At 70.3% G+C, this 13,772-nt stretch carries 11 protein-coding genes, 1 tRNA gene and 1 pseudogene; 8 read left to right on the top strand and 5 right to left on the bottom strand.

From position 1 onward, the window contains the following. Positions 1 to 93 precede the first annotated feature (93 nt). Positions 94 to 2,256, top strand: a complete 2,163-nt coding sequence (locus tag DDQ41_RS27915; protein ID WP_109296942.1) for an alpha-galactosidase — start codon at positions 94 to 96, stop codon at positions 2,254 to 2,256. Between the two features lie 882 nt (positions 2,257 to 3,138). Beyond that, entirely contained in the window at positions 3,139 to 4,635 is a 1,497-nt protein-coding gene (locus DDQ41_RS27910) for an FG-GAP-like repeat-containing protein (RefSeq protein ID WP_109296941.1), read from the top strand. A gap of 729 nt (positions 4,636 to 5,364) precedes the next feature. Here the strand turns inward: DDQ41_RS27910 and DDQ41_RS33150 are convergent. Then, a complete protein-coding gene (locus tag DDQ41_RS33150) occupies positions 5,365 to 5,697 on the bottom strand; it encodes a DNA/RNA non-specific endonuclease (RefSeq protein WP_109296939.1) in 333 nt (110 codons plus the stop codon). Further along, the gene (locus tag DDQ41_RS27895; RefSeq protein WP_109296938.1) at positions 5,606 to 6,121 is read right to left on the bottom strand and encodes an ATP-binding protein; all 516 of its coding nucleotides are present in this window, start codon (positions 6,119 to 6,121) and stop codon (positions 5,606 to 5,608) included. Before DDQ41_RS27895 ends, DDQ41_RS33150 begins: the two co-directional genes overlap by 92 nt. Before the next feature lie 163 nt (positions 6,122 to 6,284). On the opposite strand from DDQ41_RS27895, the gene DDQ41_RS27890 reads away from it, so the two are divergent. Together DDQ41_RS27890 and DDQ41_RS27885 are read left to right on the top strand one after the other, a co-directional pair. Then, positions 6,285 to 7,160, top strand: coding sequence for a helix-turn-helix domain-containing protein (locus DDQ41_RS27890; RefSeq protein ID WP_109297981.1), 876 nt, complete (start codon positions 6,285 to 6,287; stop codon positions 7,158 to 7,160). Continuing rightward, on the top strand, positions 7,157 to 7,360 hold the full coding sequence (locus DDQ41_RS27885; RefSeq protein ID WP_109296937.1) for a DUF397 domain-containing protein: 204 nt from the start codon (positions 7,157 to 7,159) through the stop codon (positions 7,358 to 7,360). Before DDQ41_RS27890 ends, DDQ41_RS27885 begins: the two co-directional genes overlap by 4 nt. A gap of 24 nt (positions 7,361 to 7,384) precedes the next feature. Here the strand turns inward: DDQ41_RS27885 and DDQ41_RS27880 are convergent, their stop codons facing one another. Together DDQ41_RS27880 and DDQ41_RS27875 are read right to left on the bottom strand one after the other, a co-directional pair. After that, positions 7,385 to 7,726: a hypothetical protein gene (locus tag DDQ41_RS27880; protein WP_245991410.1), complete on the bottom strand. Its 342-nt coding sequence runs from the start codon at positions 7,724 to 7,726 to the stop codon at positions 7,385 to 7,387. 175 nt (positions 7,727 to 7,901) lie between these two features. After that, positions 7,902 to 8,501, bottom strand: coding sequence for a hypothetical protein (locus DDQ41_RS27875; protein ID WP_109296936.1), 600 nt, complete (start codon positions 8,499 to 8,501; stop codon positions 7,902 to 7,904). 1,010 nt (positions 8,502 to 9,511) lie between these two features. On the opposite strand from DDQ41_RS27875, the gene DDQ41_RS27870 reads away from it, so the two are divergent. From DDQ41_RS27870 to DDQ41_RS32785, 3 genes and pseudogenes are all read left to right on the top strand, one after another. Further along, the gene (locus DDQ41_RS27870) at positions 9,512 to 11,533 is read left to right on the top strand and encodes a glycoside hydrolase (protein ID WP_162602750.1); all 2,022 of its coding nucleotides are present in this window, start codon (positions 9,512 to 9,514) and stop codon (positions 11,531 to 11,533) included. Between the two features lie 200 nt (positions 11,534 to 11,733). Beyond that, a pseudogene (locus DDQ41_RS32790) lies at positions 11,734 to 11,859 on the top strand (recombinase family protein); the annotation flags it as partial. Between the two features lie 58 nt (positions 11,860 to 11,917). Next, entirely contained in the window at positions 11,918 to 12,082 is a 165-nt protein-coding gene (locus DDQ41_RS32785) for a hypothetical protein (protein WP_245991423.1), read from the top strand. Positions 12,083 to 12,117: 35 nt separating this feature from the next. Here DDQ41_RS32785 and DDQ41_RS27860 read toward each other — a convergent pair. Next, positions 12,118 to 12,202, bottom strand: a tRNA-Leu gene (locus DDQ41_RS27860). Between the two features lie 220 nt (positions 12,203 to 12,422). On the opposite strand from DDQ41_RS27860, the gene DDQ41_RS27855 reads away from it, so the two are divergent. Continuing rightward, positions 12,423 to 13,730, top strand: coding sequence for a DUF2254 domain-containing protein (locus DDQ41_RS27855; protein ID WP_109296934.1), 1,308 nt, complete (start codon positions 12,423 to 12,425; stop codon positions 13,728 to 13,730). The last annotated feature ends 42 nt before the right edge of the window (positions 13,731 to 13,772 follow it).

Raw genomic sequence — 13,772 nt, 5'->3', positions numbered from 1 at the left:
CCCCGCCCGCCCGGCTCCCGTACACGGCCCGCCACCCGCCGCCCGCCGCCCGCCGCCCGCCCGGCTCCCCCACCCACCCGAGGTCCTCCGCACATGACCACCGACCGCCCGCCCTCGCTGCTGCACTTCCGCGCCGCCGGGACAAGCCTCCTCGTCGACTGCTCCGGGACCCGTCTGCCGCGGATCCTCCACTGGGGGGCGGACCTGGGGGAACACCCCGGCGCCGGATCCGGCGGGGACGGCCTGGCCGCACTCGCCGCGGCCGGCCTCGCCCAGCTGGTGACCAGCGTCCCCGACGTGCCCGTGCCCGTCGCCGTGCTGCCCGAGCAGTCGGCCGGCTGGCTGGGCACACCGGGCCTGTCGGGCCACCGCGAGGGCGCCGGGTTCTCCCCCGCCTTCACCGTCCGCGCACTGGACACCCCCGCCCCGCGCAGGCTCACCGTGCGGGCCGACGACGCGCGGACGCGACTCGGCCTCCGGCTGGAGCTGGAACTCACCCCCTCCGGCCTCGTCCGCCAGCGCGCGGCGCTCACCAACGAAGCGGACACCCCCTACACGGTCGACGCACTGCACCTCACCCTGCCGGTACCGGCCCAGGCCACGGAACTCCTCGACCTCACCGGGCGCCATCTGCGCGAACGCTCCCCGCAGCGGCACGCCTTCACGCTCGGCACGCACCTGCGGGAGAACCGCCGGGGCCGCACCGGCCTCGACGCCACGCTCGTCCACGTCGCGGGCGAGCAGGGCTTCGGATTCCGCGGCGGCGAGGTGTGGGGGCTGCACATCGCGTGGAGCGGCAACCACCGCAGCTTCGCCGAGCGCACCAACTCCGGGGTGTCCCTCCTCGGGGGCGGCGAACTGCTGCTCCCCGGCGAGATGGTCCTGGAGCCGGGCGCCACCTGTGAGACGCCCTGGCTCCTCGGTTCGTACGGCAGCGGCCTCGACGAGATGGCGGGCCGCTTCCACACCCATCTGCGGGCCCGGCCCCACCATCCCGCCGCGCCCCGCCCGGTCACCCTCAACACCTGGGAGGCGGTGTACTTCCGCCACGAGCTGACCGCGCTCACCGCGCTCGCGGACGCCGCGGCCGAGGTGGGGGCCGAGCGGTTCGTCCTCGACGACGGCTGGTTCCGCGGGCGCCGGGACGACCGGGCCGGACTGGGCGACTGGTGGGTCGACCCGGAGGTGTGGCCGGAGGGGCTGCACCCGCTGGTGCGCCATGTCCGCTCGCGGGGCTTGCAGTTCGGCCTCTGGGTGGAGCCGGAGATGGTCAACCCCGACTCCGACCTGGCCCGGGCCCATCCGGAGTGGATCCTCTCCGCGGCCGGGCGGATGCCCCCGGAGGCACGGCACCAGCAGGTGCTGAACCTGGCGGACCCGGACGCGTACGCCCATGTCCTGGACCGGCTGGACTCCCTGGTCGGCGAGTACGCGATCGACTATCTGAAGTGGGACCACAACCGCGACCTCGTCGACGCCGGCGCCGGTCCGCGGGGGTCGGCGGGAGTACACGCCCAGACCACCGCCGTCTACGCCCTGATGGACGAACTACGCCGCCGCCGTCCGGGGCTGGAGATCGAGTCCTGCTCCTCGGGCGGCGCCCGCGTCGACCTGGGCATCCTGGAGCGCGCCGACCGCGTGTGGACGAGCGACTGCAACGACGCGCTCGAACGGCAGCGAATCCAGCGCTGGACGGGTCTGCTGCTGCCCCCGGAGCTGATGGGCGCGCATGTGGGGCCCCCGGTCACCCACACCACGGGGCGCGCCCACGGGCTGGACTTCCGCGCCGGCACAGCCCTCTTCGGGCATCTGGGGATCGAGTGGGACCTCGCCCGCGCCTCCGCGGAGGAGCGGCGGCGGCTCGCCGAGTGGATCGCCGCGCACAAGCGGCTGCGGCCCCTGCTGCACACCGGGACGGTCGTGCACGCGGACCATCCGGACCCGGCCCTGCTGGTGCACGGCGTGGTCGCACCCGACCGGTCGCACGCCGTATACGCCCTGGTGCAGACCGCGACGAGCGTCCAGGCACCGGCGGGACGGGTACGCCTGCCCGGCCTGGCGGAGGACGCCCACTACTCCGTCGCTCCGCTGGCCCCGGGAGACGTACTTCAGGGACCGGTGACCGGTCCGCTGGCCTGGTGGGACTCGGGCGGCGTGGAACTGTCGGGCCGGGCGCTGGACGTCTTCGGCGTACAGGCGCCGACCCTCGACCCGGAACGCCTGGTGCTGGTCGAGGCCCGCCGGATCGGACACTGACGGGGCGGTCACGGCGCGCCGCGGACCGCCGAGCCGCACTCCACCCGCCTCAGGGCGGCAGGACGCCCTCGCCGCCGTCAGGAGGACGACCCGGCCGGCCTGACGGGCCCTGACCGTTACCGGCGTCCCGGAATCCGGCAGCGCCATCGTCGCCACGGCCTTCGTACCGCCGAAGGACGACAACCGGGCCCGGACGACGCGCCCTTGCCCGTCGCCCCATACGTCCGCGTAGACAGGCACGTCGTCAACCAGCTTCTCGCGCAGTTCGAGAGGGCCTCTCGAACTGCGCACATGACCTCTGGGGACGTTCCTGCGTACTTCCCGGGCGGCATCCCGCGCGTTCGGCGCGTTCCGGCGCGTTCGGGCGCGTTCGGGCACGGACATCCTGTCGTCGCACCGCGCCGCACCGCACCGCTCCGCACCGGATCAGACGGTCCATCAGCAGCGGGGACGGCAGGGCCACCGGCGATGCGCGCATCGAGCGCGACCGTCACGTTGGCGTGGCGCAGCACATAGATGTAACGTTCCTTCACATTCTGCTTCATCTGTTTCACAGGCGGGGGGCCATGAAGCGGGGTGCCTGCGAGGACGCCGGAGGAGCCGGAAACCGCACCGGTGGAAAGCCGGGCCGCCACCTGTACACCGGCAAGGGCGACGGCACGATCAACGGCGTCACCCAGATCAGCGGCGGCTGGCACACCGCGCGCCCGGCCGCCGGCAACGGCGGCGGCAACGGCGGCGAGGCCGATCCGACCACCGCCCACATCGGCGGCGGCGCCTGCACCCGCCCGGCAACCGCAAGGGCGCCTCCGGCGCCCCGGTCGTCGTCCGGACCCCGCCGAACCAACCCATCACCGCCGCCAGCCCGACAAGGAAGAACCATTGTCGTCTCGACGTGCTCACACCACTTGGATCGCCGGCGTCGCCGCGACCGCAGCCGCCGCCGGCCTCGTCCTCCCCACCTCCGCGACCGCGGCCAGCGGCCCTGAAGCCACCGCCGACTACGCGTTCACCGCCCGGGTCCTCATCGGCGACGGCGACCCGGTGCGCGGCTGCTCGGCCGCCCTCATCTCACGTGAATGGGTCATCACCGCCGCGTCCTGCTTCGCCGACGACACGACCGGGGTCACGGCGGGCAAGCCCGAGCAGAAGACCACCGTCACCGTCAGGGGCACCGCCCCGGACACGGTCACCGCCTATACCGGTGAAGTCGCCGAACTCGTCCCCGCGCAAAGCCGCGACGTGGTCATGGCCCGCCTCGCCACCTACACCCCCGCCGGCATCCCCACCGTCAACCTGGCCGACACTCCGATGGCCGCCGGTGACGAGGCTACCTTCGCCGGGACCGGCCGCACCAAGACCGAATGGGTACCGGACCAGCCGCACACCGCCGCCTTCAAGGTCAACGGCACCGACGCCACCACCCTGGCCATCTCCGGCAAGACCACCGCCGACTCGATCTGCCAGGGCGACACCGGCGGCCCTCTGCTGCGCGAAACCGACAACGGTCCGGAACTCGTGGGCCTGGCCACCCGCTCATGGCAGGGCGGATGCCTGGGCACACCCGAGACCGAGACCCGCACCAACGCCGAGGCGGTACGCACCGACGACCTCGGCGAGTGGATCAGCGCCATCGCCAACCGCGCCTGGACCCGCCAGATCGCCTCCGGTGACTTCTCCGGCGACGGAAGGAGCGACGCCCTCGCGATCGACAAGACCGACGGCAAGCTCTACGCCCATCCCGGCGACGGCAAGGGCGGCTTCACCGGCCGCGACCAGATCGGCGTGCAGTGGGAGACCACCCGCGTCATCACCACCGGCAACTTCGTCGGCGACGGCAACACCGACCTCGTCGCCGTCCGCGACAACGGTGTGCTGCTGACCTACCCCGGCAACGGCAAGGGCAACTTCGCCACCACCGTCACCGCTGGTACCGGTTGGAACGGTATGCGGCTGCTCACCTCCGGCAACTTCACCGGTGACAACAAGACCGATCTGCTCGCCGTCCACACCAACGGCACCCTCTACATCTACCCCGGCACCGGCGACGGCAAGGTCGGCAGCGGGATCGTCGCGGGTACCGGCTGGACCGGCATCCGGCTGATCGCCGGCGGCGACTTCAACGGCGACGGCAAGGCCGACGCGGTCGCCGTCCACGACAACGGCACCCTGTACGCGTACTACAACAACGGGCAGAACGGCTTCAACAGCGCCGTCCGCGTCGGCGGCGGCTGGACGACCACCCGCCTGATCGCCGGCGGCGACTTCAACGGCGACGGCAAGGCCGACCTCCTCGCCCTGCGCAACGCCGACACCTTCTACACCTACGCGGGCAACGGCACCGGCAACTTCGCCGCGCCGGTCGTCACCCAGCCGTAGCCCCCTCACCTCGACGCGGTCGGCGGGTTGCGGGCGGGGCACGGGCCTCAGGCATGACCGGCGTGGGAAGTCCGAGTACCTCAAGCCCCCTGCGTGGTCACCCAATTGTCGGGGCGAGCAGCTGCCTGCCATCGGCTTGCCCGCCAATGGGTGGTTCAGTGTCCGGTTCCCGGCTCACACGATGTGGGAGCACGAGCGGAATCGCTCCGGCTGGATCGGAAGCGACCGTTCGTTCAGACGGGACGGCCGCGAGGGGTGCTGGACGGTCGCCAGCGCTCGCTTCCCCCGCGTAGACCGGGAGCTGCTCCGCAGGTACCCGAGCGTCCTCATCGGCCGTGGGCACAACCCGCGCGAAAGGTACGACTCGTGCTGCCGGAACGCCCGGGTCTTTCCGTGCCCCCGCTCCCGCCCCGGGCCGTGCCCGGCCACCGGTTCGGCCGTCCGCGCGAGATCCGGGCGCCGCGCGCTCAGGGGCGCATAGGCCTCGGAGAGTTCGACGAAGTCGGTCGGCAACCGCGTACCCGAGTCGCGCTCGATCCGGGCCCAGTCAATTGACCTGCGAACGGGCATTCTGTGCTCAAGGAGTCCGGGCAACGTGCGCTCCAGTAGTGACAGACTCAACAGGTCACCTGCCTTCCGGCTCGATTGTTCACAACGACGCCTTGGGACAACACACCATTCGGAGTCGTCGCAGTCATTGTGATACTGGTCGGGATACTATTTCGCCCATTACCATACTGCGGCTGGGCCGAATACAGCACGCAGTTGACTCGCCAAGGCGTTGGCCATCCGATTCTCGCAGCGCTTCATGCCCGGATCATTCATTTCCCGAAACCCGGTGAAGAGGTTGCCGGCGCGCCACTCACCGCCAAAGCGGTCACCGATGACGTGCGTGCGGTGGTACTTCCACGCCCGACCATCCCGCTCGCTCAGCCAACCTGGAGGATCGCACGTGGATGCACAGTTGGGCTCACGCGCCCCCCTTGAGGGCGGGTTCACGCCGGCCGCACTCTGCCCAGACCGTCTTGCCGCCGGGATGGTGGGGCTCGCAGCCCCAGGCATCGGCGAGCGAGGCGACGAGGAGCAGGCCGCGCCCGGACTCGTCGTCCCCGTCGCCATCCCCATCGCGGTCGCCGTCTCCGTCGCCGCTTCTTTCTGATGCCGGTTCGGGCAGGCGGTCACCCCGGGCGTCCGTGACCTCGATGCGCAGGGTGCCGGCCGTGAGGGTCAGGGCGAGGCGGGCGTGGCGGCCCCGTACGCGGCCGTGCAGGGCGGCGTTCGCGGTGAGTTCCGCGATCAGGAGGGAGGCCGTGGCCGCGTCCTCGTCTCCGGCCGCGACCTCCGGGCAGTCCCGCTGGTCGGCGAGCCAGCGTTCGGCGGCGTGGCGGGCGGTGTGGGCGCCGCGCCTGCTGGTGGGGAACGTGAGACGGAAGTGGTGGATGGTGGCGGTCGGTTCACCGGTGGCGGTGACGGTTTGCTGGATCACGTCACCGAGGGTGACGGAGTGGTTCTACCGTGTGGAGGACGTGGGGCGGTACGGCGGGCGACTGTCCCGGTGCGGAGGGCGGGATGTCCGGGTGTACGGCCGTGACCTGGCCGGGCGTTCGGCGGTTCGCCCCTGGTACGACGAAAGTGGGCGGTGGTACGGGATGGTGGCACAGGCGGGCGGCTCGGGGGTTCCCACCGGCGGCGAGGCGGACGGCACGGACGAGGTGGCCGACCTGTTCCGGGCGCTCGGGCGGCAGATCAAGGTCGCGCGGGTACGGGCCGGGATGAGCCAGAAGGAGCTGGGCGACCGGCTCGGGTACGGGGAGGAGACCATCTCGTCCGTGGAGCGGGGGCGGCGGACCCCGCAACCCGAACTGCTGCTCGCGGTCGATGAGCTGCTGGACTGCGGGGGGCTGCTGGCCGCGGCCGCGGAGGACGTGCAGCGGGCGCGGGCGCGGAGGAGGGTGCGGCATCCGGAGTGGTTTCGGGACTACGCGCGGTTGGAGGGGGATGCGGTTGAGGTCAGCTTCTACAACAACCACGACATTCCCGGGCTGTTGCAAACCGAGCGGCGGACCCGTGCCCTCTACGAGATGCGCAAGCCGCTGCTGGATGAGGAGACGATCGAGCATCGGGTGATCTCTCGGATGGGCCGTCAGCAGATCCTTACCAGTTGGCCTCCGCCCATGATCAGCGCCGTCATCGAGGAGACCGTGTTGCGACGTCCTCTCGGCGGGCAAGAAGTCCACGAGGAGCAGCTGGAGCAGCTACTCGAACGCGGGCGTCTGCGCAATGTGGAGCTGCAAGTGATGCCGACCGACCGCAGCGAGCACGCGGGGATGGGCGGTGCGTTCGTGCTCCTCACGCCCAAGGGCAAGGCACAGTTGGGATACACCGAGGCACAGAACTCCAGCCGGTTGATCACGGACCCGGAGGAAGTCCGTATCCTGGCCGCACGGTACGGCAGCATCAGGGGACAAGCGCTCACCATGCGCGAGTCCCTATCCCTGATCAAGAACTTGCTGGGGGAGCGATGAACACTGCGGAACCTGCGCGACTTGTGTGGTTCAAGAGCAGCTACAGCGGCAACGAGGGCGGCGAATGTCTGGAGGTCGCCGCCGACGGGACCGTCGTCCGCGTACGGGACTCCAAGGAGCGGGGCACCGGTCCGCAGCTCGCGTTCGCACTGGGCGCATGGGCCGGGTTCGTCGCGGACCTCGGGCGGGACGGGCTCTGACCCACCCGCCCGAAGCTGCGGCACTCAGGCCGCGTGGAGGAAGTCGGCGCCCTTGCCCGGCATGTCCAGGACGACCGGCAGCTCCGGAGCCGGGGCGCCGGGGACGACGGCGGTGTGCTCGGGCAGGAGGTCGGCGACGGCCGTGCGGATCGCGCCGCGGCTGACCCGGTGGTCGCGGGCGAGGGCGGCGATGGAGCGGCCCTCCAGGTAGGCGGTGCGGACGTCGTCGGTCTTGTCGGCCGCCGCGGCGGGACGGCGTCCGCCCTTGTTGCCCTTGGCCTCGGCGGCCCGCAGGTACCGGTAGCCCTTCGCCCAGCCACCTGAACGCGGCGGGGCGTGCGGCAGGTAGGCGGACCGGGTGCCCATCTGCTAGCCATGTGCAAGGGAGGCAGGCGCGGCCACCGCAAATGGTCCTGACTGGTAGCAGAGTGCACTCTGCTCGGGGCGCCGTCCGGCAAGGGCCTCTTCAAAGGCACTCTGGTTGTCTCAAGCAGGGGGGCGCAGCAGCCCTTGGTCCGGGCCTGCCGGCCGTGTCGAGCCGCTACATGCGCTTCCGCCACTTGCTCAGGTCGGTGCCGGGAGGGGACTGCTCGTAGATTCCCAGCCTCTCGGTGGGGACGGATTCGCCGGGGAGTTCTACTTCTTGAAAGGTCCAGTGCTGGTTTTCGTCTGCGTGGTCTGCGAGGCCGATCCCGTGCTTGCGGCCGTCCCAGAGCACGGTGATGAACTTGTCGCTGCGTGGCTCCGGCCAGATCCTTCCGTCTCCGGCCACCCATTGGGTCTGGCCCTTCTGGCCCCAGCCGATCAGGCCCAGCTCGTCCGGGCCGTAGGTGATGGTGCTCTCGTCCCGGGGCCCGGCGTGGAGGGTGTACGCGGTGCGGATGTCCTTGTTGGCGTTGACCAGGCACGAGGCTTCAACGAACGAGCCCCTCGCCCTGTCGTCGAGGAACCAGACCTCCCCCCTGGCTCCCTTGACCGGGCCGACGGCCAGGTGTTGGTCGTTGGTGTGACTGTAGGAGACTCCCCCTGCCAGGTGACTTGCATCGACATAGGTTCTACCTCCGGACGCGGCAGACAGGCACACCCCGGTCTGCCGGTTGACGATGCGGAAGAACTTGGCGATCGGAAACCCGTAACCCATGTGACTCCTTGCAATCTCGGGCGGAACGCCCCCCAGGAGGCGGGAGCGTCATGGGAGTGAATCTAGGCCTCCGGAAGACGACGCTCCGGAAGATCGGCCACCGTCACACGATCGTGCGCCTGCAACCCCCCGAGCACGCGCCGGTTGCCGTCCCGGCGCTCGTCATGGCGGCACGCAGACACGCTTGTCCCGGCCCCAGCCCTGCTCTCCCGACGCCGGACGTTCTCGTACAGCCAACGGGGTCGCCCGGCATGCCGCCGAGCACACCCCCGCCGCACGCCGCGAAGGGCGGGACAGGCCGCCGGCCGGCTCCGCCAGCACCGAACCGGAGCCCCCCGAGACCTGCTCGACCAAGGCGTAACCCCACGGCGCGGCCAGGACTGCACCCCGAAGTCAGCACCACTGCGGCAGTACACCGCCAACTCCTCGACCGCTGCGAGCCGCTCGACGGTGGCCAAGGTGGCCCGGCGGTTCCTTCTCGCAGTCGGCCCTTTGTGCGAGGACGCGAAGCCGGAGGAGGCCCACTTCACCCAGATCGGTCAGGGTGCCCGCCATGACCAAGGACGTCCGCGCCGGCAGGATCGTCGTGAAGGTCGGCCTCGCCGCGGTACGCCCCGCCGAGTTCATCCCCCGCGAGCATGACCGGCACCGCAGGTGAGGCCCGACGGCCAGGGTCTGGGGCTGTTCCAGGACGGCGGCGTCCCGCGGCATCCCCGCGGCACCGCCGTCGCGGTCAGGTCCGCACCCCTGGACGTGAGTTCGGTGCCCGGGCCAGGTCCGACGTCATCGCTCACCCCCTTCCGGGCGGTAACGAGCCCACCGAAAAGGCGGATTGGGTGCGTGGCCCGAAGGCTGTCCTGCTGGGAGGTCGGGCCGCTGCCGGCGAACCGATGTGCGAACATTTCCGGCATTTCTGAGCAATGCGCAAGTTGCGCGTGATGTGCGGCCCTACTGTTTCGGTGTCGGACTGTATGCCTGTGCCATACAGACGGCTGACGAAGGCAGGTGGCATGCGCGAAGCGAATTCCAGCAGCGACCGGTTGGAGCGGTGGCGGGCTCTGCTGTCCGGAGCGGACAGCCTCGGAGTCCGGGGGCAGGCGCTGCGCCGCAGCGGGGAGGTGAATCTGCTGACGGGGGTGTGGCTGCACGCGGCGGCCCGGGCGGAGCAGGGCCTGGAGCTGACCGAACTGGAACGCTCGCTCCTGGCGCCGCTGGAGGAGGTTCTGAGCGGGGAGGAGGTCCGCGCGGTCGGGCGCCTGTACCGCGAGCAGGTCGGTACGGGTGATCTGGTGGCGCTGGTGCCTCAGTCGGTGGTGTCCCGCAGCCTGCAGGACGGTTTCGACCGGGAGGCGTTCTGGGCCGCGATGGAGGAGTTGCACCCGCAGATCATGGCCCTGCCGAACGTGGCCGTGGTGGACCGGGCCCGCCTCGCCGACAGCGAGGACTTGCACACCCCGGAGTTCACCGCCGCGATGGCCGAAGCAGGATTCGGCGTCACCGGCTTCGCGAGCAGCGAAGACCGCGACCACTTCGCCGACACCCCGACGGCCCCTCCCTTCCGGGCCGTTCTGGAGTGGGGCGCGTTCAAGTGCCACGAGGCGTGGGGAGACCAGTGGGGCGGCGACGACGAGATCTACTTCACGGCCGTGTCCAAAGCCGCGACCTACGAGCACACCACCCGCACCGCGGAGAACAAGGGCGTCGAAGACGGCGGCTACTACCGGATCCCCGGTGACCACGCCACCGGCAACAGGGCCTTCTTCTCCACCCAGCTCTCCGGCTGCGGGTCGGTGGCGATCACCATGTGGGAAGCGGACGACTCCACCAAGGAGTGGTACGACGCGCTGGGCAACGCCCTGAAGGACGCCGCCAAGATCCTCGACGATCTCCCCTGGTGGGTGGACCTGGTCCCCACACCGAAGCTCTACGACTACGTCACACTGTCGATCAAATTCCTCGCCACGTTCTGGGAGGCGTGGCGCAACGACGACGACAAGGGACTCACCCACGCCTTCGTCTTCGGCCCCAAGGACCTGCTATCGCTGTACACCAGGTCCGATCGCCTACTGCGAATGGACTACAACGCCAGGTCCACGGGCCAGGGCCACTTCGCCCTCGACATCAAGTACACGGGCGAGCAGCCGCAACTCCCGCCTCCCCCGCCTCCCACACCCCCGAACCGCACCCTGCGGATGGCCACCACCACCGACGGCAGGAACTGGGGCCACTCAACCAGCCTAAGCCCGTTCCTACAGGCAACGAATGGGCCGACGCTGGCGGCCGTCGGCGACAGCCTCCACTGCGTCGCCCGGGACTTCACCACCAGTGACCTGATGCACATGCGGTTCGACGGCACCACCTGGGGACCCCCCTCTCTGATCCCCACAGCCGATTTGTCCACCCGCCATCCAGTCCTGGCTGTCTTCAACGAAAGGCTCCACTGCGTCACCGCGGCCATGACCGGGGACGGCCGCCCCCACCTGGCTTACACGACGCTCGACGGCGACACCTGGAACGCGTTCACCCGGGTTCCCATGGATCTGAACTTGCATAGTCAAAGCCCCCTCGCCTTGGCCGTCTTCGACAACCGTCTCTACTGCTTCGGCCAAAACAACCGGCAGGAGAAGGTGTACACCACGTTCGACGGCACCACCTGGAGCTATCTCCGCCTCTTCTCCCTGGACGGGGAGCCGGCGGCGGCGGCCGCATTCCGCGGCAAGCTCCACTACGTCACGCACAGTTCGGACCACGAACGGCTGGAGCACTGGACTTTCGACGGGTCCTCCTGGTCGTACCACACCCCGATCGCCCAGGGGTTTTGGGGCGGTCCAGCCCTGACCGTGCACGACGACAGGCTCCACTGCATCGCCTCCTCCGGCGGCACAGGGCCGTGGGGAAAGCTCATGCACACCGCCTTCGACGGCCACACCTGGTCGGATGTCCGCGACATGCACGACGTGGAAACCAGCAGCGCCCCCGCTCTGGCCTCCCTCGACGGCGCCCTGAGCTGCGTGTTCCGCACGGAGGGGTAACACTGCCCGCACCGTCTCTTCCCTCCGAGCCGGCTACGCCTGTCGTCAAACGATCGTTTGACGACAGGCGGCCGACGCGTCCAATGAACCCATGCAACCCAGGGGTTCGTGGCGGCTCGAATCCAATCAGATCCGATGGCGATTGCTGACAGCGTTTGACGATAGATAGGGTCCGATCCTCCGCACGGAAGGGGCCCTCGGTGGCGAACCTGGTCTACAAGCGGGTCTCGACCGACCAGCAGTCGACCGACCGGCAGAACCTCGTCCTGGACGAGGCCGGGATCGAAGACCCGGTCGTGTTCGAGGAGAACCCGGGCACCTCCAGCCGCCTCCACCCCCTTCAGCGGCCAAAGTTCGGCGAGCTGCTGGCGTACGCGCGACACCGTGCACATCTCCGAGATGTTCCACCTCGTACGCGGCACCGGGCACATCCTCGACGTGCTCGACGTCCTCCACCGCGACCAGGTGGCGCTGCGCATCCACGACGGCGCGTCGAAGCCCTCGGCATCACGATCACCTACGAACACGAAACGAGGGCCGCGACCGTAAGGTCGAGGTCCTCGCATCCGTACCGACATAGCGAGTGTCCGAGGGGGGACTTGAACCCCCACGCCCGATAAAGGGCACTAGCACCTCAAGCTAGCGCGTCTGCCATTCCGCCACCCGGACCAGGTGTTGCGTCGACCTCGGGGCCCTGCCCGCGGCGACATGGACAACTCTACCAGGGGATCGAGAGTCCCCTGAACCGCGTTTTCCGTGGTCAGTGCGGTCCGAGGTGGGCGCGGGCCCCCGCGGACCCCCGCGGACGGCTCATGACGCCCGCCCACACCCGGAACACGGAAAGCGACCGTGCGGGTGCGAAGGGTTGCCGGTCGGCTAGCCTCGCGGCGTGCGCCGTGAACTTCGCCATCGCAGGCCGCGCGCGCTCTCGCCGCTGCGGGAGCATCTGCGCGACACCTTCTGGTTCGCGCCCACCGCGGCCCTGGTGCTCGTCTGCCTGCTCTGGTTCGCCGCCGACAGCGTCGACGCTGCGATCGTGGAGACCCTGCGGCAGAGCGGGGACGTCCAGGGCATCCGCGACCTCATGGGCATCGCCGAGGACACCCGCACGATCATCACCACCGTCAGCGCGGCGATGATGACCTTCATCGGTGTCGTCTTCAGCATCTCGCTGGTCGCCGTCCAGATGGCCGCCGGGAACCTCACACCCCGTATCGTGCGGATCTTCATCCGCAGCAGGATCAGCAAGCTCACCTTCTCGGTGTTCCTGGCGACGTTCCTGCTGTCGCTGCTGGTCCTCACCTCGTACGACAGTGAGGCGGACCCCCGTGACGTGACGACCGTACCGCTCGTGCAGAGCGCGCTGACCGTCGTCATGGTCGGGCTCAGCCTGGTGCTGTTCATCGCGTACGTCACGCAGACCCTGCAACTGATGAAGATCGGGCCGGTCGTCGAGCGGATCAACAAGGAGTCCCTCGGGGGTCTGGCGAGGATGCCGGACCAGGGGCCCGACGAGGTGCCGCTCGCGCCCGAGATCGCCCGGACGAGCCACCAGGGAGACGCCGGAGTCCTCCGGGACGTGCACATCGCGCGGCTGGTGCGCGTCGCGCGGCGGAACGGTGTGGTGCTGCGGCTCATCCCCCGGATCGGTGACCATGTGGTGCCCGGGACACCCGTGCTGGCGGTGCACGGATCGCGCGTGCCCGCACGGTCGGCGCTGCGGTACAGCGTGTCGATCGGGATCGAGCGCACCTTCCATCAGGACCTGGGGTTCGGGCTGCGGCAGCTGTCCGACATCGCGCTGCGTGCGCTCTCGCCCGCCGTCAACGACCCCACCACCGCCGTGCAGTGCCTCGACCGGATCGTGGAGTTCCTCGCCGCCGTCGCCGCACGCCCGCTGGGCGCGGTGCACCACCGGGACCGCAACGGCGCGGTTCGCCTGGTGCAGGACGTCCCCGGCTGGACCGACCTGGTCGACCTCGGCCTCACCGAGATCCGCAGATGCGCCCCGGCGAGCCCGCAGGTGTCCCGGCGCATGCTGGCGGGCATCGACGACCTGCTGCGGCTGGTGCCCGACGACCGGCGCACACCACTGGTACGGCACCGGGAACTCCTGGTACAGGCCGTGGAGCGGGCACTGCCCGAGGCGGCCGAGCGCGCGTTCGCGCTGCGGCCCGACCGCCAGGGCATCGGCTGACCGGCACGAGGGCAGCGCCGGCGGTGCTTCACCGCGCCGGGT

The sequence above is a fragment of the Streptomyces spongiicola genome, from assembly GCF_003122365.1.
GTDB classification, from domain to species: Bacteria; Actinomycetota; Actinomycetes; order Streptomycetales; family Streptomycetaceae; genus Streptomyces; species Streptomyces spongiicola.
The sequence above is the reverse complement of the archived record's forward strand: the minus strand, read 5'-3'. Positions and strand labels throughout refer to the sequence as shown.

Coding starts and splice junctions, on each gene's coding strand:
- DDQ41_RS27885 (WP_109296937.1), top strand. CDS start 7,157: ATGAACACTGCGGAACCTGCGCGACTTGTGTGGTTCAAGAGCAGCTAC.
- DDQ41_RS33150 (WP_109296939.1), bottom strand. CDS start 5,697: ATGCCTGGGGCTGCGAGCCCCACCATCCCGGCGGCAAGACGGTCTGGG.
- DDQ41_RS27870 (WP_162602750.1), top strand. CDS start 9,512: ATGCGCGAAGCGAATTCCAGCAGCGACCGGTTGGAGCGGTGGCGGGCT.
- DDQ41_RS27915 (WP_109296942.1), top strand. CDS start 94: ATGACCACCGACCGCCCGCCCTCGCTGCTGCACTTCCGCGCCGCCGGG.
- DDQ41_RS27890 (WP_109297981.1), top strand. CDS start 6,285: ATGGTGGCACAGGCGGGCGGCTCGGGGGTTCCCACCGGCGGCGAGGCG.
- DDQ41_RS27880 (WP_245991410.1), bottom strand. CDS start 7,726: ATGGGCACCCGGTCCGCCTACCTGCCGCACGCCCCGCCGCGTTCAGGT.
- DDQ41_RS27875 (WP_109296936.1), bottom strand. CDS start 8,501: ATGGGTTACGGGTTTCCGATCGCCAAGTTCTTCCGCATCGTCAACCGG.